Below are 21,457 nucleotides of genomic sequence, written 5' to 3'. Positions count from 1 at the left end.
GCCCTGATTGATCAAAGAGATTTCGTTTGGTAAAAATTGATAACATATCATTGCCGGAGTTCCCTTTACTCCTTGCTCCCATGGAGGATGTTAGTGATCCCCCGTTCAGGGCTGTATGCAAAGCCAATGGCGCCGACCTGATGTACACTGAGTTCATAAGCAGTGAAGGCCTGATAAGAGATGCCATCAAAAGCAGGCAGAAGCTGGATATATTCGATAATGAACGCCCTGTTGGCATCCAGATATTTGGAGGCGATGAGGAAGCAATGGCATTAAGTGCCCGTATTGTTGATACCGTGAATCCTGACCTGCTTGATATCAATTTTGGATGCCCGGTGAAAAAAGTGGTAAGTAAGGGTGCCGGCGCTGCAGTACTGAAAGACATAGACCTGATGGTGCGGCTGACAAAAGCAGTAGTGAACTCCACTTCGTTACCTGTCACGGTAAAGACAAGGCTTGGCTGGGATGATGCCTCTATTAATATTGGTGAAGTGGCAGAACGGCTGCAGGATGTTGGTATCAAGGCATTGGCCATTCATGGACGCACCAGGTGCCAGCTATATAAAGGTTCTGCAAACTGGGACCCCATAGCCGGCGTTAAAGAAAACCCCCGCATACAGATACCCATTTTCGGCAATGGAGATATTGACTCTCCAGAAAAAGCCCTATTGTACAAGAACCGTTATGGCGTAGATGGCATTATGATAGGCAGGGCAGCCATTGGCTACCCCTGGATATTTAACGAGATCAAACATTTTTTACTTACAGGTGAACATTTGCCCCCACCCACCATTCAGCAAAGGGTAGAAGTTATTCAAAAGCACCTGCATCGTTCAGTGGAGTGGAAAGGTATCAAGGCAGGTATCAATGAAATGCGCCGTCATTATACCAATTACCTGAGGGGCTTACCTAACATCAAAGAGTACAGGCTAAAGCTGGTCACCATATCTGAGGTACAGGAGATCGATGATGTGCTCGGGCAGATCACCAATTATTATGATGGTTATGAATTCAAACCCCGCCAGGTGGACATGGATTCAATGGCCTATAGCTGCGACTAAGTTTTTACTTGTGTTTCTTTCCCTGCCCTTATCCACCCTATTGCAGAAACAATGGCCCAAATTCCTTCCAAAACAACAAATGGCCAGTAAGATATCAGGTAAGAAGCGTAACAGCTTAGGGCAGCACCCAGAGTATTAAGAAAGAAGAATAATTTTCCATGTGCTGACATCCATTTAAAGCTCATACAGAAATAGGCTAACAGGATAATAGCCACACCAACGGATCCGATCCAATCGCTTAGATTCATACTATTTTTATTTAACAGCTGCTACTACCTCACTGGATAAAGGAGAGACCGAAGGCTCAAAATAATGGGTCAGCACCCCCTCATCGTTGAGCAGGTATTTGGAGAAATTCCAGGATGGACCTTGATCGTTCCACCCATTTTCTTCCTTTTTGGAAAGCCATGCAAATAAAGGATTTTGTGACGGGCCTGGTAGTACAGTACTCTTTTTAGCCAGGGGGAAGGTCACTCCATAGTTTACCTGGCAGAATTGTGCTATTTCCTCATCGCTGCCTTTTTCCTGTTCTTTAAAATCATTGGAAGGAAAGCCAAGGATGACCAGCTTGTCTTTGTACTGTTCATACAGCTGCTGCAATTCAGCATATTGGCCGGTATACCCGCAATCACTGGCCGTATTCACCACAAGAACCTTTTTCCCCTTCAAACTGGCAAGTGGCAGCCTGCCGGCCTGATTCAGATCCACATTAAGATCATAGACAGGATGGATCGGCCTTTTATTTTCATTATTTATCCTGACCTGTTCAGATCCTTTGGCCTTTCCCATAAGAACCAATAAAGGGTAGATGCGTTTTAATATGCGTTGCCTCAATGTCATTACAAAAGCTCTTTTTATAATTTAGCAAGGTATTAAATCTGCTATTACCCAATCAACAATGCGGAAATGGAGCATGCAAACCGTCCAAAACCGATGAAAAGCCCTGCCGTACTGCATTTTATAGAGAAATTACGCAGGTTTTAGGGTATTTGTACCCTATTAACTGCCTTCTTTTTTTTACAACTTTGTAATATCCAATAACCTGTAGCGGGCTTGAGTTTCAAGCTGAATTAGTGGCCTATGAAAAAACTATACTCCCTAACCCTTCTGATCTTGTTCCTTGCGAAGGTCCATGCCCAGGATTGCTCCCTTTTACAATTGACCTACACAGTGCATGAATCAAGATGTGTTGCAACGGGTGCTATTGATATCAATGCTTCCGGCGGCTCCCATAATTACAATTACCGGGCAACAGGTACGATCAACACACCATTTACATCTTCCAACAGTATTACCGGCTTACCTCCCGGCTATTATTCTATCCTTGTAAAGGATCTTTACAGTAACTGTACGAAACAGGTGGACAGTGTCTATGTTCCAGGAACCTACTCAGACCCAAGGTTTCAGTTGGTTAAAACAGATGCCAGTTGTTTGGGTAACGACGGAACTATATCTGTCAGCAATCAACTATACGGTAGAAGTCCATTCACTTATACTATTGTAGCCCCTTCAGCTTCCTCCATCGGCACCAGCAATACTACAGGAAATTTTACCGGGTTGATACCGGGAGAATATGCTGTGCAGCTGCAGGATTCCTGCGGTGGCCTCCAGGAAAGAAAGGTCACTATTGAGAATTATAGCTGGTGGTTTGACAGCTATTCTGTTACCAAAACCGATTGTAATAACGCTGATGTGTTCATTGGCTTGAAGGACAATAAAGGAAATACAAATCTTGCGGGAACTGCCTTTGATGGGTATAGTTATGGTATCGTCATCAACCCGGGTGATACATCCTGGTTTACAGCAAATAACTTTAGTATAGCTATTGGCACCCACAGGCAGCTTGACCTGCTGGTGAAAGATAAATGCGGCAATATACAAACAAGGATATGGTCGCTACCCGCAGCTTTACGACCTTCAATTGCAGGCATAGCCATTACAGAGCAAACCTGCTCCACATTTACCGCAACAGTGAATGGACAACATAATCTAACCACACCTGTTTATTGCCTGTATGATTCACTGAACAACCAGCTGGCCTGTAATACAACAGGGTCATTTACCCTGCTTACCTATGGCAATTATTGTATAAAAACAACAGATGCCTGCTATGACACTACCATCAACAATTGTTTTTTGGCAGTGAGACCCGAACCCGGTGTTGACGAAACTGTTGCCATCAGTTACCAGGACTGCTCTTTATTTACAGCTACCATAACAGGTCAACATAATTTGATCGATCCCAATTATTGCCTTTATGATGCTGACAGTAATAAAATATCCTGCAACGGTACTGGTGAATTCCCAAACCTTGCCTATGGCAGCTATTGCATTCAAATCACCAATAGTTGTACGGATACTATTATATCCAGGTGTTTTACAGCAACCCATCCTATTGGACAACTAACATCCTATACTATTTCTTCCAAAACCTGCAGCAGCTTTGATGTGCATGTTTCGGGAGATAACCTTATTCAACCATTATATTGCCTGTACGACAGCACGGGCACCATTCTGACATGTGATTCGACGGGAATATTTAGCGGGCTGGCACATGGCAGTTATTGTGTAAGGGCCATCTCCTGCGCAGATACCACAGCACCTCTTTGTTTTTCAAGCAGCAGACCTGTTCCTTCCGTAGCATCATGGGTGCAGGTATGGGGACGCAATTGTAATGGATTTACAGCAGCTATTGCTGAAAGGGAAAACCTGACAGCACCGGAGTTCTGCCTGTATAACAGCAACGACTCACTGCTGATATGCAATACCACCGGAGAATTCCCAGACCTGGCCTGGGGTTCCTACTGCATCAAAATAAAAGACAGTTGTACTGATTCTACATTGACCAGGTGCTTTACTGAAACAAGGCCTTCCCCTGTCATTGATACCTGGGTACAGCAATCAAATGCTACCTGCAGTACTATCGATGCAACAGTTACCGGTAATAACTTTACCAATCCGGAATATTGCGTTTTCGATTCGCTGGGTAATAAATTAGTATGTAATACCACCGGGGTTTTCAGCAGCCTTTCTTACGGTAAATATTGCTTTACTGTGCATGATGGCTGTGTGGATACTACCATGCAGGTATGCCAAACCTTTTCACTACCTAAGGGCATGAGCATTAATTCATGGAAGTCCTGTAATATAGGCAGTACTGATGTCAGCATTCAGTTCGCTATCAATAATGGTCCCTTCCAGATTAAGATCATTCATCCGGATGGGTCAACCAGGTATGACACGGTTACCCATTCCAATCCATTCAGTATTCAACTACCCGGTCTTCCGGCAGGGAAACAATACACTATTGTTGGTATTGATGGTTGTGGGCAAAAAGACACCTCTAAGCTAACACCTGATGCCAGCAGTATTACTAAAAATGTAATAGTAAGATCTAAATGTCCTTCGGCCACATGGGTCAATGGTGCAGGAGATCTGCAGATCACACTTACTTCTAATTATAACACAATTGAACCAGCAATTATTAAAAAGAATGGTATTTCCAATTACCGCGGTTTTTCATCCGGCACTGGCGATGTGTATACATTTTCTGACCTGGAACCTGCAACCTATATTGTAGAATATACCATGCAATCATGTAATTACAGGATATATGACACGGTAACGATTCAGCCCTACGCCTATCCTTCACAGGGACAGTCAGCCATTTACCAGTGTGATAATAATACTTTAAGTCTTGGATCTGACATCAGGGGCGGCGTGAGTCCATATACGTACCAGATCATCGGCAGCACTCCAGCAACACCGGATATTACCACAGCTGTTCAAACAAGCCCGGTATTCTCTATCAATACCGGTACTGTTTATTCACTGGTGCGATTGAGGGCCATAGATGCCTGTGGTAATGCCACATTGGATGATGTGAGTGTGCTGCCCTTGCAGAATGTTTCCATCAAAGCTTCCCAATTATGCTTTTACAGGAATACAACGCTTTCAATTGACACCGTTCCGAATGCAACGTATGAATGGTACCGGAAGTTTACATCTACTGACAGTGTGCTCGTAGGCAATGGTTTGACATACAACTTTCCCTATTTTGAACCTTCTGAAGCCGGAGAGTATGTATGCAGGATGAGCGTAAACAATGGATGCCTGGTTCGTTACAGCAGATTTAAGCTTGATGGTGATTGTGGCTTTGCCATTCTTCCCCTGTCTATTCAGTTGCAGGGTAAACAAAAAGATGGCATCAACATCATTTTTTGGAATATCAATGAAGAGAAAACCATTAGTACCTATATAGTGGAAAGAAAGACTTATGGAGAAGCTGGATTTACATCCATTGGAACGATGAAGCCATCAAAGTCCTCCGGCAGCAATAAGTATCTTTTCAAAGACCAGCGACCAGGCCAGGATAACCAATACAGGATCAGGCTAATACACAAAGATGGACATACAGAATACAGTAGCATTATCAGTTTATCCGGAAATACAGGGATCAGCATTTTCCCCAACCCGGTAAAAGATCAATTGAATATTGCCTTCTCAGGAACTGAAAGTGCAGACTTCAATGTGGAATTGTATGAACTATCAGGAAGGTTGTTATTCCACACTTCATTAAGATCCATTGTCAATCATTTGTATACCTATAACAGGGACGCACAGGTGCAAAAAGGTTTGTACCTGTTGCGAATTACCAATGCAGCAACCGGGGTTCAACAAACATTTAAGGTGATCATAAATTAACTGTCGGGTAAATAAAAAAAGCAGGGCTTTGGCCCTGCTGTAAACTATTTTACTGGCATTAAATTATTTTAAAGAAACGGGCAGGCTAACAGAAACATCATCCCAGGCCATTACCAGGTCCGCACCTGTTGATGTCTTATTAAAATTCATTGAGAATATTTCTGCAACAGAAGCTGTTTTTTGCACCGGAACTGCAACACGTAATGCATCCTTCTTTTCATCATATTTAAAAGCACCCCAGATATCTGTGTCTTTATTGAATATGATGGTCCATTGCGAAGGAGTAGGAATAGCATACATGGTATAACGTCCCTTCACCAATTTTTTACCCCCAATCTTCACATCCTTAAAAAATTCTATTTCAGTGGCTTCATTGGCTCCTAATCTCCAAACAGTATTGTATTCTATCAGTTCACCAAATAAGATACGTCCGTCTTTTTGAGGCCGGCTGTATATGATACGGGCTACCAGTGGATCTGTGGCCTTGTCCTGTATCTTCAGGACCGGGTAGTCCGTAGGGAAGTAAGCCATATCCATTGGAGATTTATCAAGTACAGGAAGTTTTAATTTGAGGGAAGCTTGTGTTTGAGCCTGGATACAGGTAAAAAAACAAAGAATAAATAAGGTAGAAACCAGTTTTTTCATAATTGGACGCTTTACTTTTGCAAAAATATCACTTCACTTCTTTTTTACAACGCACAGATCAACCCAGGAGTTCATTAAGTCTTTGTTTTGCAAATTGTTTAACATCCGGGAAAAAATCATTGTAGTAACCTTCAATGGCTTTATAGTTATCCAGGAATAGCTGGAAAGCTGTATCACTTTCGGACAGGTAGGCCGCCCGGCGGATCAATCCCCTCAGGCTTTTTTGCATTCCATTGGTATTCCTGTAATGGAACAACCAGTCTTCAGTGCTCATATAGGCCAGCACAGGCACAAAGCGTTCTGGCAGTTGGGCAGTATGTTCCTCCATTACCGTGTAAACTTTGCGGGTAAAGGTTTTTAAGGAGGCTTCATTAAAAAGCAATGGATCGTTGGCCAGGAAATGGTCATATAGTATATCTATGATAGCACCACTATATAAGCGGTAGTAAGGCCTGAATATTTCTTTGGCATTTTTAGTGGCTGGATGGTTGTCTGTATATTCATCTATGTACCTGTGAAGCATGATCCCTTGCCGTACATCATTTGCATACCTGTCTTTTGCCGCTCCTTTTACAAAATCTGATATCATATTTCCTACAAGGATTTGCGGATGTTCGAAGGATAAATAAGCGTGGGCTAAAAAATTCATTCACCTAAAATTACAATTCATCCCCATTAACAATTTGGCAACCAATGTTAACAGGTTTAACAGGGCTGTCCGGTCGTCACAATTAGCTTGCGGAGAGGTGTAACCTAAAATACTTTTGTGACGTCATACTAATCAAACAAACAAAATTTAAAAACTAAATAAATTAAATGTTTATGAAACGCTTCTTAATCACCTTAACCGTTCTGTTCTCGCTGATAAGCATGAGCAGCTTTGCCTCTGATTCAAAAGTAGACTCAAGAGTATTGAAATCCTTCCAGAGCTCATTCAAAAATGCTACTGAAGTAGATTGGACTGTATCCAACAATTTCTACAAGGCCAACTTTACATTAAATGGTCAATATGTTGCAGCTTATTTTGATGAATCAGGAAACATGATGGCTATCACAAGAAATATCAGCTCAACACAACTGCCTATTTCTTTGCAAACCAATTTAAAGAATAACTACGAAGGTTTCTGGATCACTGACCTGTTTGAAGTTGCCAATGAAGAGGGTACTACTTATTATGTAACAGTAGAAAATGCAGATACCCGTCTAATTTTAAGATCATCTTCTTCAGATTGGGCTACTTACCAGAAGCAACGTAAATCTTAAGAACAAAAGCAGCAAAGTATCCAGGGAACTTTCCTGCACCAAACGAACGTCTTCTCTGTTATAAGTTAATAGTTAGTTTTAGTGTGTGTAAAACAGTCCCGCTTGTGGCTTCGGTCCGGCGGGATTTGTCTTTTTATAGACTAAATTTGCCCCTCAATTTTAAGATTATGAGTAAAGGTCCTGTTTCACAATTTATAGAACATCACTATAGGCATTTCAACGCGGCTGCATTAATTGATGCAGCAAAAGGCTATGAACAACATTTACTGGAAGGTGGAAAAATGATGGTTACCCTGGCAGGCGCCATGAGTACTGCCGAGTTAGGCATATCCCTGGCAGAAATGATCCGGCAGGATAAGATCGCTATTATATCCTGCACAGGTGCCAACCTTGAAGAGGATGTTATGAACCTGGTTGCCCACTCTCATTATAAACGTATTCCCAACTACCGCGACCTGACCCCACAGGAAGAATGGGACCTTTTGGAAAACCATTATAACCGGGTTACTGATACCTGCATCCCGGAAGAAGAAGCTTTTCGCCGCCTGCAAAAACACCTGGTGAAACAATGGAAAGATGCTGAAGCTAAAGGTGAACGCTATTTCCCGCATGAGTTTTTATATAAAACCATACTTAGCGGGGAGCTGAAACAATATTATGAAATTGATCCAAAAGACAGCTGGATCGTTGCGGCTGCCGAAAAGAATCTTCCCATTGTTGTACCAGGATGGGAAGATAGTACCACTGGAAACATCTTCGCCAGCTATGTGATCAAAAATGAGCTGAAAGCTTCCACTGTTAAAAGCGGTATTGAATACATGACCTGGCTGGCAGATTGGTATCGCAACAACAGCTCAGGTAAAGGTGTTGGCTTTTTCCAGATCGGCGGTGGTATAGCAGGTGATTTCCCTATCTGCGTAGTTCCAATGATGTACCAGGACCTGGAATGGCATGATGTTCCTTTCTGGAGCTATTTCTGCCAGGTATCTGATTCTACTACTTCCTTTGGCTCTTACTCTGGTGCTGTTCCCAATGAAAAGATCACCTGGGGTAAACTCGATATTCATACACCAAAATATATAATAGAAAGTGATGCTACCATTGTAGCACCGCTTGTTTTTGCATGGGTATTGGGATTATAAGAACCAATAATTTATAACTTGTAAAGAGGCCATCTCCCAAAGGATGGCCTCTTGTTTTGAATTTGAACAACTGCCTTTTATATTAGTGCCATGAATTCACAACAGGTAGAGATTTATCTCGAAGCAGAAAATGATGTAGCGAATAAGAATTATGTAGAAGCTTTCAGGAAATACGAGAGCATATTATTTGACGAGCCGGGCAATGCAGCCACCCATAATTCGCTGGGATGGATATACAAAACCCAGATGGATAATTATACCAAAGCTGAAAATCATTATAAAGCTGCCATTAATGGCGATCCTTCCTACCCGCACTCCTATTTGAATTATATGATCCTATTAATGGACCTGGAGCGGTATGTCGATATACAGGCACTGGCCAAGCGTGCCGGTAAGGTAGAGGCAGTGGACAAATCCTGGGTACAGCATCGACTTGGCCTGGTGGAAGAATTACAATTACATTTTGATCAGGCCATAATCCTTTTTGAAAAGGCCATACTCTACACATTGAATGATGAGAAGATCAAAGGCTATAAAGAAGATATAGCACGATGTGAAGAGAAAAGAGAGTTGCTGGTAAAGCATTAATTAGCTAATAACAGAAGTGAATGATAAAAAGAAGAGGCTTGTTGCGAAACAGGCCTTTTTTTTATTTATAACAAGGCCTGTATTACCTGTTAAGAATAGAATTATCAGGGGACAACATTCTTTTGTGCAGCTGGTACCGGTTAGAATTTCACGGCAGGATAAATACTAATGTAATCTTATAATCAAAAGAATAAGCATTTTTCCAGGCCTTTATTATTATGTAGTAATACCATCTAATTTATTGCTGGGCTTATAAACTCTATGTCATTAGCATTTATAAATAAACCTAATACCTACCTTTAAGTTACCTTAAAACTAACCATATGAGACAAACCACTATTTATGTTATAGCAGGATTGTTTTCACTGCTCTTGACAGCCTGTAAAAAAGAAATTCAGCCCCAAATTAATTCAACCCCAGACATGGAAAGCATTGCTGCTGGACAGAAAAACATTAAGGCTGAATCTAAAAACCTGGTGCTGGAATCTTTTACACATACCATTGGGAGTTTCGACCGCAAATACCAGTTTGTGTATGCACCAAATGGCCGAGTTGATTCTATTATAGTTTCCGATAATTCTTTACAGCGTTATGTATATGTTGTTTTTTACAAAGGATATCACATTGACTCTGTTAACCTTGTACAAAACAATGCTATTGTATCTACGTTTGTAAACTTTCAATATAAAGGAAACTTGATCATCGGTTTCGATTACTTCTTCCGGATTTTTGGCTTCCCGCTTCCTAATTCCTTTACAGTTACGTACGATAAACAGAAACGGATTCAATCTATAAAAGCAATATTCCTGAATACGATTAATAGTAACCAGGAATTTACTTTTGATGAGCAAGATGATGTCATTTTTTGGAAGGAGACAGCTTTTTTTACAAGTGCTAACTATACCTATGACGATAAGCTCAATCCCCTACATTTTGTCCCTGACCTTTTTGCCTTCATGTTGGAAGAGAGATGGATGTGGCAGTACATCTTCAGCCTGCATAATATAACTACTATAACCTATAGCAGCGGACAAACAGTAACTTATCAAAATCAGTATAACAGTTCTGGCCAGCTTATTAAAACATCGTTTACTGACAACAACCAGGTCAATAACTTCATCTACACTTACAAATAAATTATTTGATATAATAGAAAACGGCCTTAAAAGGCCGTTTTCTATTATTAGTCTCTTCTTTTCCTGTTATCTTGAAAAGATCGAATTATCCAAAGGTATATCACGCTTCAGCATCTGGTTACGGTTGGCCATTTCCCAGGCAGTATAAAATACCAGCTGTGCTCTCCTGGCCATTAATGGGTAATGGATCTTTTCCGGCGTATCGGTCGGGCGGTGATAATCACTGCCTAACATGCCATCATAATAAAAAATGATAGGCACACCTTTTTTTGCAAAATTGTAATGATCGCTCCGGTAATAGATGAAGTTCTTGTCATTTGGATCATTGAATTTATAATCCAATTCCAGCTTTGTATACTTTTTATTTACTGCTTCGCTGATTGTCTTTAGGTCAGAACTTAATTTATCATCACCTACCACGTAAACATAATTGGTAGTATCTCCTTTTCTGGATGAATCACTCCTCCCGATCATATCAATATTCAGGTCTGCAGTTGTTTTATCCAATGGATATACAGGATTGTTGGAATAATATTCCGAACCCCATAATCCTTTTTCCTCACCGCTCACTGTCATGAAAACAATCGATCGGCGGGGACCTTTGCCTGCAGCCTTTGCTTTTGTAAAAGCTTCTGCCAGTTCCAGCACACTCACAGTTCCTGATCCGTCATCATCCGCACCATAATAGATCACGGAATCACCTCTTTTTCCCAGGTGGTCATAATGGGCTGTAATGAATAAATATTCATCCTTCAGATCCGTTCCAGGGAGCAGACCCATTACATTACTACTTTGGTTGGTGATGGTAGTTTTTTGAATACCCAATAAAATATTGGATGTATAGGTCTTTACAATAACGCTATCTTTTTTCACCCCATCATAATCATTACCTATTATAGCCCTTGCCACTTTTTCCGATATAGAATATTGCTGTGGGGCGATATTTCTTTTATACAAATTAATGGTTGCGTTTCCCTTCCTGCTGCTGGAGCTTGTTCGGGGATAAACAGCACTCACAGTAAGGATGCCGGCAACGCCTTTCGACTGGAGCAGTGCGCTCATTCCGCCAGTTTGGCCACGCCTTACCACAGGGATGCCTCCCACTATCATTACCAGCTTGCCACCCAGGTTGGCATTTTTCAGGGAGTCCATCGATTTTGGTCCTATCAATACCACTTCACTGAAAGCGAGTGTTGCATCAATATTGCTGACCGAAGGGTTAAAATCCTTGTCTATATCATAAGATTGACCATTTACTTCCAGTGTCGCAGCTGTGAGTGAATCCTGGTAAACGTTATAATTTAACTGGTAGCTGCCGTTATTACCAGGCTGAAGGCCCAGTTGCTTAAAATAGTTCTCTATATAGGCAGCCGCTTTTTTCTGTCCCGGTGTAGCCGTTTCACGTCCTTCCATTTCAGGACCGGCGATTACATAGAGGTGTTTTTTGAGATCGTTGGCAGTGATTGTTTTAGCATAGGTTTCGGGCTTTTGAGCAAAGCAATGCAAGGTGCTTGCGCAAAGCACCGATAACAAAAGTTTCTTCATTCCTGCTTATGTGTTTTTATTAAAGTGTACGGGTTAAGAACAAGCCATCTTTTCCACTCTTTTTTCATGACGGCCGCCTTCAAAGGCCGTTGAAACAAAAATGTTTACCATTTCTTCAGCCGCAGGTGTAGATACAAACCTTGCCGGAATACAGATGATGTTCGCATTATTATGCTCACGTGCCAGCTTGGCCACTTCGCTTTGCCAGCATATGGCTGCCCTGATACCCTGGTGTTTATTAGCAGTGATGGCCACGCCATTAGCGCTTCCACAGATCAATATGCCCCACTCCGATTCACCGGATTCCACTGAATTGGCCACCGGGTGTGCATAATCGGGATAATCCACTGAAGCACCGCTGTTGGTACCAAAATCCTTTACCTGCCACCCCTTATTTTTTAGGAAATCGACAAGAACGGTCTTGTATTCAAAACCTGCATGGTCACATCCTATGGCCACTTGTTTAGTATGATCGAATATGGAATGCATACCTGATTTATTTATGTATTAGAAAGATCAACGGGTAAAATCTCCCGGTCACAACTCTATAAAAATATTCTATTTAGCCCAACCCTTGCATTAACTCCATTCTTTAGCTTCATCCTCGGCTCTTTCTTTATCCACCCTGCGGGCCAGGATGATGCTGATCTCATAAAGCAATAATAAAGGCAATGCTACTGCCATCTGGCTCACTACATCAGGTCCGGGGGTAATGACACCCGCTACCACAAAAATGATCACAATGGCATATTTGCGTGCTCCTGCCAGGTACTTGCCATTTACAATACCAATCTTAGCCAGGAAGAACATGACCAGTGGTAGTTGGAATGCCAGGCCACTTCCCAACACCAGCGGTAACATCATGTCTATATAACTGTTGATGGTCCAACGGTTCTCCACAATGGGATCAAGCTGGAAATGGAAAAAGAAATTTAAAGCATAAGGCGCTACGACAAAGTACCCAAACAGCACGCCGGTAAAGAACAGGAAGGATACCCAGAAGATCACGCCCCGGGTTTTGTTTAATTCTTTTTTGGTAAGGGCCGGCTTAATAAATTTCCAGAACTGGTGAAATACATAGGGAAAGGCCAGTATCAGGCCACTCACCAAAACCACCGTGAACCACATGCTGAACTGCCCGGATACATCGGTGCTTTGCATTTTGATGGCTATGCCTTCCATGCAAAGCGCATTGCCAAGGTTCAGCGCCTTACCTATTTTACATATAACACTATAGGTGGGAAAACTATCATTGGTGGGGCCCAGTAAGACCTTTTTAATGATAAAATTGTTGTAGATGCCTGCTACTACGGCACCAATGGCTATGGCAACCACACTTTTAAACAGGTGGCCACGCAAAACATCCAAATGGTCGATGAACGACATTTCTGCCCGTTCCTCATCTTTACTTCTTTTGAAAATACTTAGGGGCATGAGTTAAAAAAGTGCGGCAAAGATATGGCTAAGCCGAAAAGCAGGGTTAGGGTGATGAAGAGTTAACGAATCCTTCTACAATCCTACGGATCTGCGGTTATTATTTTAAGATCTTTAATTTGACCATTTCTATCCTGGTATCACTGACACTCAGAATATCAAATTCATAATCATCAATAATGATCCTTTCCTTTTGATGGGGAATGGTCTCATGATGATTGATAATATACCCCGAAAGAGTTTCAGATTCATTACCGGCAAACTCCAGGTCGTACTTCTCTGAAATATAATCCAGCTCCAGGCGACCGGAAAAAATATACTCGTTCTCCGCCAGGCGCTTTTCTACAAACTCCTCGCTGTCATACTCATCATGAATCTCTCCAAATATCTCTTCCAGCAAGTCTTCCATCGTTACTATTCCGGCAGTGCCGCCAAATTCATCAACTACCCAGGCAATACTTTTACGCTCCCTGGTGAACTTGCCGATAAGGTCAGTGGCGCTCATGCTTTCAGGCACAGCAGGTATGGGCAACAATATGGATTGAAGATCATTAGGGTTTTTAAACATATCCAGCTGATGTACATACCCCACTATGTTATCAATATTATTCTCATATACGATCAGCTTACTTAGTTTGGTTTCAATAAATTTTTCCCTGGCCTGGTCGGCAGTACATTTTAATTCCAAACCAATGATCTCTTTCCTGGGCACCAGGCATTGCCTGACTTTTACTTTAGGCAACTCCAGTGCATTTTCAAAAAGCTCCGTATTGAATTCCTGCTGCTCATATTCACTTTCATTACTTTGCTGGAACAGGGTTTCCAGGGTGCCGCTTGACAAGCTGTCCTTGGTTTCCCGGATGCGCACATTGAAAATATATTTGAGCACCCAGTCAGAAAGGTTAAGGAACATCATGGCAATTGGCTGCAGTATCTGGTAAAAGAAGTTGATCAGCCATACCATGCGGGAAAGTATCCAGTTGCTCTGGGCTCTGAAAATGGCTCTCGGAATGAATTCCGCAAAAATGAGCACAATGAACGTGGCCAGGATGATATCCAATAATAACCGGGCAATGTCATATTTCAGGCCTATGAATTCCCATAAGGGAAAGGTGACCTGTGTGAATAACAAAGCAAAGCACACCAGGAAAAGTGTGAATCCCAACAAGGTCGTGCTCAGGAAGGATTGGGGGTTTTCAATGAATTTGGAAAGCAGGATGGCACTCTGGCGGCCCTGTTTCTTTTTTAATTCAATGCCAAAGCGGTTAATGCTGTAAAAAGCCATTTCCACCCCGGCAAAAAAACCCATCATGATTATGGTGACAAAAAACCAAACGAGCGTTGTAACAGCTATCATCAAAGTAAAGATATAAAAACTGCCCGCTTAATGAATAAAGGCCGAAACTATTGCTTCCGCCTCTTTACAGGCATGGCGCAGATCCTTATTTACTATAATATGATTAAAAGAATGTTTAAAGGAAAGTTCGTAGGCTGCTTTATTTACCCTTGCATTCAGCGACTCTTCGCTTTCCGTACCCCTTCCCTGCAACCTGTTCTTTAATTCATCCACGCTTGGAGGCTCAATAAAAAGGGATAAGGTAGATTCTGGAAATTGTTGCTGTACGTGAATGGCGCCCTTTACATCTATATCCAGTACGGGTATTTTACCATCATTCCAGATGCGGTGCAATTCAGACTTTAAGGTGCCATAATATTTGCCTTCATACACCATTTCCCATTCTATGAATTCCTCATGCTGAATTTTATTGGCAAAATCTTCAGCCTCCAGGAAATAATAGTCAACCCCATTCCTTTCAGAATCCCTTGCCTTGCGGGTGGCCGCAGATATAGAGAAAGCCAGGCGGTCGGAAAAAATATCCAATAAATAGCGGGTGATGCTGGTTTTTCCAGCCCCGGAAGGAGCTGTAATGATCAGGATTTTTTGCTGCGTATTGATGGTCATTGAATCAGGAGTGTAATAATAAATGGCCTATGGCCTTTTGCACGAAGTTAGGAGAGAAAGAAAGCAAAAAGTCAAAAAGGGGAGCTTTGGTTGCAGGAAGCCATGAGTATCAAATACACATTATCCTAACTTTATTCCTTGCAACACATCGAGTTTTTTCATAGGGACCATTTCGAATTCAACTACCACCGCAAAAAGGCCAAGAGGTCTTTATCGCATTTTATTGATTTCTTCTGGGAGACGGACTTTGATGAGTTGTATAAGCAATTCCCTGGTGGATTCTCAGATGCTTTATTTCCAAATATCGGGTACACTTACCTGATCAACCTGGGCACTCCCTTTGTCATGCAACTGGAAGATGAAAAATTTGAAATGCGCTCGGATGGATTTTTACCAAGGCATAAGAATATGATCTGCCATCATTCCAGGGGCAACCGGATATTTGGTATCAAATTTAATGTCTCGCCTGTGATATTTGAAAAGAAGGTCAACTTTTCCGAATACAAGGAATACATATTCCCCCTTGCTTACCTGCTGGACAGGAAGATACTGGAGAAGATCAAAACTGCAGATAGCTTTGACAAAAGAATGCAGCTGGCCTCTGACCATTATGAACGGATCATAGAAAGATATGCAGGTTCTTTAAAGCAGGTTGACGTAGTTACACAGATCATTAAGGAATTTACAGAGACCGGCAACTTTACTATTTCCATAGAGGAATTAGCCGCACGTTACCATATCAGCTCACGTACATTACAGCGTTATTTCGAAGCCACTACCAGCATCAGCACCAAACAGGCCTTGCAAATGATGCGCATAAGAAAGGCCATAGAACACCTCACGACTGATGCTGCCAGTTTCAGCTATAGCCAGTATGGTTATTTCGATTACAGCCATTTTTATAAACACCTCAAAAACTTTTTAAACCGGCATACCCTGTCGCTGGTTCAACCGCATTTAGCTTTATTACAAAACAGGGATATTCAACAGGTGCAATAAAAAAGTGCCCCGAAAGGCACTCTTCCATCTTCCACCAGTTCTGCCTGAAATTAGTTACCAGCTCTTTGTCTTTCTTCTTCCGATGCTGTTGCTCTTTTCCTTGCCTGTTGCACCTTGCTGTTACCAAAGCGGTAAGTAAAACTCAGATTCGCCACTCGAGATTCCCTGAATGCATGCCAGTTCTCCACATAGCTACCTTTATATTCCACTTTAGCCTTGGGCAGGTTCGTCCAGAAGATATCTGTCATGTTGAACCTTACAGTGCCCTTTCCTTTCAACACTGTTTTCTGAGCTCCAACAGCAAGACCCCATTGCGGATCAAGAACCATATACCCATATTGACCACCAGTATTCAAATTTGCATTCAGCTCGGCAGACCAGCCCTTTGTGAAGGTGAAATTATTATTGGTACGTACAGTAGCTGCCGGTTTGCCGGCATTCAATTTCGACCCGGCAAGATTTCCATTGAAACGGTTATAATAAATGTCAAAGTTGTTGGTCATGTTCCACCATTTATTGATCCTGACAGGTACCGCACCGCTAATACCTATATAATCAGATGAGGTAAGGTTAACAGGTATCTGCACAGTAATGTTCGAATCCTGTCCCGGCTTTATTTCAAAATTAGGTATCACATCAAGGATCTTTGATAACACTGTGTTTTCCGCATCTTTTGTATGGCTGTAATTAAATGAAAAATTCATATGCTTCAGTGTATAGCTCAACTCTGAAGACCAGGTGGTTTGAGGCTTCAGTAAAGGATCGCCAGTAGAATAGATCGTTGCATCCACCTGGAACAGGAATGGATTTAACTGGAAGTAACCCGGGCGGTCAATGCGGCGGCTAACGGATATACCCAATGTTTGATCTTCTTTTAATTTATAGTTGAAGAAGGCACTGGGAAACAACTGGAAATAGTCATTCTTATAGCTGCTGTTTCCTTTCACCTGGAGTGTTTTGATGTTCGTTTGCTCACCCCGAAGACCAACCTGGAAATCAAATTTCTTGTAAGCCTTACTGAAATTAATATAGCCTGCGTTATTGTATTCCTGGTAATAAAAGCGGTTGGTCTTGGTTTCATCCACCAGCTTCTGGTCAGGTAGAATAGTATAAAATTTAGCATCATTATCTGATGATACATAACTGGTCTTACCCCCTAGTTCTAGCTTTGCACCCCCCGATAATGGATGAACGAAATCTACCTTGGCGGTCTTTAAAGTGAGTTTGCCATTCTGATCGCCATCCAGGATATCATCTTCCTTTCTCTTTGATCCATTCAGATTATAGAAGAAGCTGGAAGTACGGGTAAGAGATGCTGTGTTAAACACACCGTAATCCACATCCGCAGTGAACTCTGTTCCCAGTGAATCCAGCTTTTGTTTGAAATTGACATTGGCTACAGTGTTGTTATTATGGTCGTTGTTGGTACTTATGGACTGGAAACTGAAATCCGGTTGGAAATTCATATCATTCACCATTGTATTGATATCAGCACGGCGACCGAAACCATTAAAGTTGCTATTGACCACAAAGCCTACAATGGTATTTTTAGAAGGAAAGAAATCTGCTCCTATCCTTGCTGTATTGGAATTAATAGGCATAACGGCATAGTTATCCTTATCATCAGAGCCCTTAAATACACCATTCTCAAAGAAATTCCTGTTGATGATAAGGTGATTGAGTTGTTTGCGATAGGCGTAATTATAATTACCAAATATGTTCACCTTTTGGTTATGGTAATTGAATGTTGCCCCTGTATTGGCTTTGGGATAAATGCCCTGACCATATCCTGCGGTAAATGTTCCAATGTATCCCAGGCGCTGGTCTTTTTTCAGGTGTATGTCAATAATGCCCGAGTTTCCTGCCGCGTCATATTTGGCAGAAGGATTTGTAATGATATCAATCCGCTCGATAGCACTGCTTGGCAATCCCCTTAGGTAGTTGGCCAGGTCAGCACCTGTCATAGGCGAAGGTTTTCCATCTATCATAATGATCACTCCGGCCTTGCCTCTCAGGCTGATCGCATCATTCTGATCAATAGTGATGCCCGGTGAACGCTCTAAAACATCTATGGCCGAACTTCCTGCACTCACGATACTATTCTCAACATTCACTACGATCCTGTCACTGAGTTTTTGAATAAAGGGTTTTTTTGCACTCACTGTTACTCCCTGCATCTGGGTATTGGTCTTTGCTGATAATGACAGTACCGGCGGGTTTGTTACTGGTTGGTTTACAGTAAAAATGGTTGAATACTTTGTGTTGAACCCAACGGCACTAACACGAACCATATAAGATCCATAAGCAACTATTTCGTAGCTTGTATGACCAGCCTTATCTGACAGGGCTGTTTTTACCAGTGATGAATCGGTGCTTTTGAGCAATTCCACAGTCGCACTTTCTATTCCCCCATTCTGGTCGTTCAGGATGTTGAGGTTTACCGTACCTTTTTCTGCCTGGCCCAGTGAGAACAATGCGCTTAAGCAGCCCCACAAAATCAGTGTAAATCTTTTCATCGTTTAATGTGTTTACACAAATGACTTTATAATATGCGGCAGTACATAGTCAAACTATATTAAGCGCTGTCAGGACTTTTTGAAAGGAAGAAGCGGGAGTTTATACGAAAAACCTCGTGTCGGTTTTTTACACTATTAAATTTTGTCTCCCGGATTTTAAAGCTCCAATTTTGTCCTATGAATTTTAATACTGAAGCTTTTAACCAATTAATACGCAGCCGGCGATCTACTTTTCCAAAACAATTCAGGGAAGAACAGAATGTAGATGATGGCATAATAAACCAGGTATTGGAAAATGCAACCTGGGCACCTAATCATGGAAATGTACAACCCTGGCAGTTCGTGGTTTTTACTGGCGAAGGCCTGCAAAAGCTTGCCAACTTCCAAAGTGAACTGTATAAAGAAACAGCAGGGGATAAGTTTAAAGAAGCCACATATGAGAACCTGAAGGCTAATCCATTAAAAGCATCACATGTCATCGCCCTTTGCATGAAGCGTGACCCTAATAAAAAATTCCCCGAGGTAGAAGAGATGGCGGCAGTGGCAGCAGCTGTTCAGAATATGTACCTCACCATAACCGTATATGGATTGGGTGGGTACTGGACTACTGGAGGCGTTACTTATAATGAAAAAGCCAAGCCTTTTTTTGGTCTGGGTGAAGATGATAAGCTCATGGGATTCTTTTACATCGGTGAAGTGGCCGTTCCATCTCCACAGGGCAAAAGACAGCCGCTTGAAGAAAAGGTCAGATGGATAAGAGAGTGAAAGGTCCGGCAACTATAGTGTATAGTTAGAGCTCCTGATTATTTGATCTCATCCCATTGATCGTCATTCCATGATTCAGTTTCCCTGTCAGCCTTTTCTATTTCTGTGATTTCTGTCATCACCCGGTGACCAAAGAAAATGGTAATACAATCATACTCACTTTTTCCAAGTGACTCTGTATAGATCAATTCCTGGTGCTTTAGTGTGGTTGTACTTGGCCCGGGTACCAGTTCTAATAATAGGTTGGATGGGGGTAAACCCGGTAGCTCTTTTTTAACCAGCAATAATTGATGGTACGTATTGCTGGTGTTGATCTCACCTACTACATACAGAGTGAGACAATGATTGAGTTCATCCCATTCTTCCCAGGATTCCCATGATAAACTATCTGTCATATAGCGCAATTGTAATTACCAATACTAAAAAATTGCCCAGGACCAAATCATTCCATTTTCTTCCATTAATAAGTCTTTAACTTTAATTAACGATGCCGCGGAAAAAAGCACAATTAGATGCCGTTCGAATAGAAGAGCTTAAAGGCTATGTGCATCAATCCTTTGGCAAGGCTATTACCCATTCTGTGGAATGCGAACAATTAAGCAATGATATTCAAAGAGTTACGGGGCAATACCTGAGCCCCAATACCTTACGAAGATTCCTGGGTTTCCTCCATGCCCAATTCTCCCCGTCTCCAAAAACCCTGAATACGCTGGCGGCCTATACAGGCTTTTCCAACTGGCATTCTTATCTTCAAAAAGAATACAAACAAGAATACTCACCACTGACCATTGACCAGGAAATTGATCTCATCCTTGGGTTTTACCAGATTGAAATGAAAGAAGAAGGGGATATGAACTTCCACAATGCATGCCGGAATATTGCATTAAGGATCGTATCTAACCCGGCTTTGTTGGAAAAGCTTTCCCCTCAACTGGCAAAAAATCCTGTTTCACAGATCTATTTTTTTGAAAGATTTCCTTTTATTGACGGACTGTGCAGGGATTATAAAAGAAGTGTGCAATTGTATTTGCAAAAGAAAACCGGCGAGTCAAAGGTCTTTGGACAAAGTCTTCTTTTACTTTCAGAGTTTTTGTGCGGTAATTACAGGTTGGTAAGATCGCAATTTGAAAAGCTAAAGATCCACGCTCCCAATCATACCATGCATCCCTTTGTAATTGCACGTTATATTGGTAGCCATATCCTGGACCGGAAGGTCAGGAATGAAGGCATAGAAGAATGCGTGGAAGAATCAAACAGGTGGAATAATTATTTCCTGCACAAAGAAAGCAAGACCTTTTGGCAATATCCTTATTTCCAGCACATGATGGCGGGCTATTTTAACCTGGCCGGATATTTTGACGAAGCCTACCACCTGGTAAGAACGATAAAGTTTAATCCCAGGAAAATGGAAATAGAAAACGGGTACCCCCAGGCGTTAGAGATTGTTACCCAACTTGCACATCACCAACATTCACCGGAAGCATTTAAGAAATGGGTAAAAACAACTTCCGCTATGGAAGAATGCGTTCCTTTCTTTAAAAAGTTTTACAAGCTGCAGGTGTTGACTGCTTATAGAAATTTATTAAAAGAAGGAAAGCGCAAACACGAAGTGGAAACACAGATCACTGACCTGGTACATCAAACAGGATTCAGGCACTTTCTTTTACTTATGGAAAATGCAAATGATCCGGAATAA

Annotated in this window: 20 protein-coding genes; 9 read left to right on the top strand and 11 right to left on the bottom strand. The window is 41.8% G+C overall.

Annotated elements, in window-relative coordinates:
• Positions 1 to 26: 26 nt before the first annotated feature.
• Positions 27 to 1,061, top strand: coding sequence for a tRNA dihydrouridine synthase DusB (gene dusB / locus BP74_RS13195; RefSeq protein ID WP_496374823.1), 1,035 nt, complete (start codon positions 27 to 29; stop codon positions 1,059 to 1,061).
• On the opposite strand, the gene BP74_RS13190 is transcribed toward dusB, so the two are convergent.
• Both BP74_RS13190 and BP74_RS13185 read right to left on the bottom strand, forming a co-directional pair.
• Complete coding sequence (locus BP74_RS13190; protein ID WP_496374822.1) at positions 1,058 to 1,309, bottom strand: CBU_0592 family membrane protein; 252 nt, start codon at positions 1,307 to 1,309, stop codon at positions 1,058 to 1,060. The two genes, dusB and BP74_RS13190, sit on opposite strands and share 4 nt — an antisense overlap.
• A gap of 7 nt (positions 1,310 to 1,316) precedes the next feature.
• Entirely contained in the window at positions 1,317 to 1,901 is a 585-nt protein-coding gene (locus BP74_RS13185) for a glutathione peroxidase (RefSeq protein ID WP_496374821.1), read from the bottom strand.
• 240 nt (positions 1,902 to 2,141) lie between these two features.
• Here BP74_RS13185 and BP74_RS13180 point away from each other — a divergent pair, with 240 nt between their 5' ends.
• Positions 2,142 to 5,765: a T9SS type A sorting domain-containing protein gene (locus BP74_RS13180; protein WP_496374820.1), complete on the top strand. Its 3,624-nt coding sequence runs from the start codon at positions 2,142 to 2,144 to the stop codon at positions 5,763 to 5,765.
• A 63-nt stretch (positions 5,766 to 5,828) separates the two neighbouring features.
• On the opposite strand, the gene BP74_RS13175 is transcribed toward BP74_RS13180, so the two are convergent.
• Positions 5,829 to 6,410 (bottom strand): DUF2911 domain-containing protein, encoded by a 582-nt coding sequence (locus BP74_RS13175; RefSeq protein ID WP_496374819.1) that lies wholly within the window; start codon positions 6,408 to 6,410, stop codon positions 5,829 to 5,831.
• Positions 6,411 to 6,468: 58 nt separating this feature from the next.
• Entirely contained in the window at positions 6,469 to 7,059 is a 591-nt protein-coding gene (locus tag BP74_RS13170; RefSeq protein WP_496374818.1) for an acyl carrier protein phosphodiesterase, read from the bottom strand.
• A gap of 173 nt (positions 7,060 to 7,232) precedes the next feature.
• On the opposite strand from BP74_RS13170, the gene BP74_RS13165 reads away from it, so the two are divergent.
• The 4 genes from BP74_RS13165 to BP74_RS13150 all read left to right on the top strand — a co-directional run bounded on the left by BP74_RS13165 (position 7,233) and on the right by BP74_RS13150 (position 10,539).
• A complete protein-coding gene (locus tag BP74_RS13165; RefSeq protein ID WP_496374817.1) occupies positions 7,233 to 7,673 on the top strand; it encodes a hypothetical protein in 441 nt (146 codons plus the stop codon).
• A gap of 167 nt (positions 7,674 to 7,840) precedes the next feature.
• On the top strand, positions 7,841 to 8,815 hold the full coding sequence (locus BP74_RS13160; RefSeq protein ID WP_496374816.1) for a deoxyhypusine synthase family protein: 975 nt from the start codon (positions 7,841 to 7,843) through the stop codon (positions 8,813 to 8,815).
• A gap of 90 nt (positions 8,816 to 8,905) precedes the next feature.
• Entirely contained in the window at positions 8,906 to 9,403 is a 498-nt protein-coding gene (locus BP74_RS13155) for a tetratricopeptide repeat protein (protein ID WP_496374815.1), read from the top strand.
• 323 nt (positions 9,404 to 9,726) lie between these two features.
• Complete coding sequence (locus BP74_RS13150; RefSeq protein WP_496374814.1) at positions 9,727 to 10,539, top strand: hypothetical protein; 813 nt, start codon at positions 9,727 to 9,729, stop codon at positions 10,537 to 10,539.
• Positions 10,540 to 10,605: 66 nt separating this feature from the next.
• On the opposite strand, the gene BP74_RS13145 is transcribed toward BP74_RS13150, so the two are convergent.
• From BP74_RS13145 to gmk, 5 genes are all read right to left on the bottom strand, one after another.
• A complete protein-coding gene (locus BP74_RS13145; protein WP_496374813.1) occupies positions 10,606 to 12,084 on the bottom strand; it encodes a M28 family peptidase in 1,479 nt (492 codons plus the stop codon).
• A 33-nt stretch (positions 12,085 to 12,117) separates the two neighbouring features.
• Positions 12,118 to 12,573, bottom strand: coding sequence for a ribose 5-phosphate isomerase B (gene rpiB / locus BP74_RS13140; protein ID WP_496374812.1), 456 nt, complete (start codon positions 12,571 to 12,573; stop codon positions 12,118 to 12,120).
• Between the two features lie 90 nt (positions 12,574 to 12,663).
• Positions 12,664 to 13,518, bottom strand: a complete 855-nt coding sequence (gene tatC / locus BP74_RS13135; RefSeq protein WP_496374811.1) for a twin-arginine translocase subunit TatC — start codon at positions 13,516 to 13,518, stop codon at positions 12,664 to 12,666.
• Positions 13,519 to 13,618: 100 nt separating this feature from the next.
• Positions 13,619 to 14,875: a hemolysin family protein gene (locus BP74_RS13130; RefSeq protein WP_496374810.1), complete on the bottom strand. Its 1,257-nt coding sequence runs from the start codon at positions 14,873 to 14,875 to the stop codon at positions 13,619 to 13,621.
• A gap of 27 nt (positions 14,876 to 14,902) precedes the next feature.
• Positions 14,903 to 15,481: a guanylate kinase gene (gene gmk / locus BP74_RS13125; RefSeq protein WP_496374809.1), complete on the bottom strand. Its 579-nt coding sequence runs from the start codon at positions 15,479 to 15,481 to the stop codon at positions 14,903 to 14,905.
• Between the two features lie 138 nt (positions 15,482 to 15,619).
• Between gmk and BP74_RS13120 the strand changes: the two genes are divergently transcribed.
• Entirely contained in the window at positions 15,620 to 16,480 is an 861-nt protein-coding gene (locus tag BP74_RS13120; protein ID WP_496374808.1) for a helix-turn-helix domain-containing protein, read from the top strand.
• A 50-nt stretch (positions 16,481 to 16,530) separates the two neighbouring features.
• Here the strand turns inward: BP74_RS13120 and BP74_RS13115 are convergent, their stop codons facing one another.
• Positions 16,531 to 18,996: a TonB-dependent receptor domain-containing protein gene (locus BP74_RS13115; protein WP_496374807.1), complete on the bottom strand. Its 2,466-nt coding sequence runs from the start codon at positions 18,994 to 18,996 to the stop codon at positions 16,531 to 16,533.
• A 177-nt stretch (positions 18,997 to 19,173) separates the two neighbouring features.
• Between BP74_RS13115 and BP74_RS13110 the strand changes: the two genes are divergently transcribed.
• Entirely contained in the window at positions 19,174 to 19,761 is a 588-nt protein-coding gene (locus BP74_RS13110) for a nitroreductase family protein (RefSeq protein WP_496374806.1), read from the top strand.
• A 38-nt stretch (positions 19,762 to 19,799) separates the two neighbouring features.
• Here BP74_RS13110 and BP74_RS13105 read toward each other — a convergent pair whose 3' ends face one another.
• The gene (locus tag BP74_RS13105; RefSeq protein WP_496374805.1) at positions 19,800 to 20,156 is read right to left on the bottom strand and encodes a hypothetical protein; all 357 of its coding nucleotides are present in this window, start codon (positions 20,154 to 20,156) and stop codon (positions 19,800 to 19,802) included.
• Between the two features lie 92 nt (positions 20,157 to 20,248).
• Between BP74_RS13105 and BP74_RS13100 the strand changes: the two genes are divergently transcribed.
• The gene (locus BP74_RS13100; protein ID WP_496374804.1) at positions 20,249 to 21,457 is read left to right on the top strand and encodes a hypothetical protein; all 1,209 of its coding nucleotides are present in this window, start codon (positions 20,249 to 20,251) and stop codon (positions 21,455 to 21,457) included.

It is taken from the genome of Flavisolibacter ginsengiterrae DSM 18136, from assembly GCF_059568575.1.
The sequence above is the reverse complement of the archived record's forward strand: the minus strand, read 5'-3'. Positions and strand labels throughout refer to the sequence as shown.

Excerpts from the sequence above, each read along its gene's own strand:
- gmk (WP_496374809.1), bottom strand. The coding sequence starts at position 15,481 with ATGACCATCAATACGCAGCAAAAAATCCTGATCATTACAGCTCCTTCC.
- BP74_RS13170 (WP_496374818.1), bottom strand. The coding sequence starts at position 7,059 with ATGAATTTTTTAGCCCACGCTTATTTATCCTTCGAACATCCGCAAATC.
- BP74_RS13180 (WP_496374820.1), top strand. The coding sequence starts at position 2,142 with ATGAAAAAACTATACTCCCTAACCCTTCTGATCTTGTTCCTTGCGAAG.
- BP74_RS13150 (WP_496374814.1), top strand. The coding sequence starts at position 9,727 with ATGAGACAAACCACTATTTATGTTATAGCAGGATTGTTTTCACTGCTC.
- tatC (WP_496374811.1), bottom strand. The coding sequence starts at position 13,518 with ATGCCCCTAAGTATTTTCAAAAGAAGTAAAGATGAGGAACGGGCAGAA.
- BP74_RS13100 (WP_496374804.1), top strand. The coding sequence starts at position 20,249 with ATGCCGCGGAAAAAAGCACAATTAGATGCCGTTCGAATAGAAGAGCTT.
- BP74_RS13155 (WP_496374815.1), top strand. The coding sequence starts at position 8,906 with ATGAATTCACAACAGGTAGAGATTTATCTCGAAGCAGAAAATGATGTA.
- BP74_RS13160 (WP_496374816.1), top strand. The coding sequence starts at position 7,841 with ATGAGTAAAGGTCCTGTTTCACAATTTATAGAACATCACTATAGGCAT.
- BP74_RS13130 (WP_496374810.1), bottom strand. The coding sequence starts at position 14,875 with ATGATAGCTGTTACAACGCTCGTTTGGTTTTTTGTCACCATAATCATG.
- BP74_RS13105 (WP_496374805.1), bottom strand. The coding sequence starts at position 20,156 with ATGACAGATAGTTTATCATGGGAATCCTGGGAAGAATGGGATGAACTC.
- BP74_RS13185 (WP_496374821.1), bottom strand. The coding sequence starts at position 1,901 with ATGACATTGAGGCAACGCATATTAAAACGCATCTACCCTTTATTGGTT.
- BP74_RS13165 (WP_496374817.1), top strand. The coding sequence starts at position 7,233 with ATGAAACGCTTCTTAATCACCTTAACCGTTCTGTTCTCGCTGATAAGC.
- BP74_RS13110 (WP_496374806.1), top strand. The coding sequence starts at position 19,174 with ATGAATTTTAATACTGAAGCTTTTAACCAATTAATACGCAGCCGGCGA.
- BP74_RS13190 (WP_496374822.1), bottom strand. The coding sequence starts at position 1,309 with ATGAATCTAAGCGATTGGATCGGATCCGTTGGTGTGGCTATTATCCTG.
- BP74_RS13175 (WP_496374819.1), bottom strand. The coding sequence starts at position 6,410 with ATGAAAAAACTGGTTTCTACCTTATTTATTCTTTGTTTTTTTACCTGT.
- BP74_RS13115 (WP_496374807.1), bottom strand. The coding sequence starts at position 18,996 with ATGAAAAGATTTACACTGATTTTGTGGGGCTGCTTAAGCGCATTGTTC.
- rpiB (WP_496374812.1), bottom strand. The coding sequence starts at position 12,573 with ATGCATTCCATATTCGATCATACTAAACAAGTGGCCATAGGATGTGAC.
- BP74_RS13145 (WP_496374813.1), bottom strand. The coding sequence starts at position 12,084 with ATGAAGAAACTTTTGTTATCGGTGCTTTGCGCAAGCACCTTGCATTGC.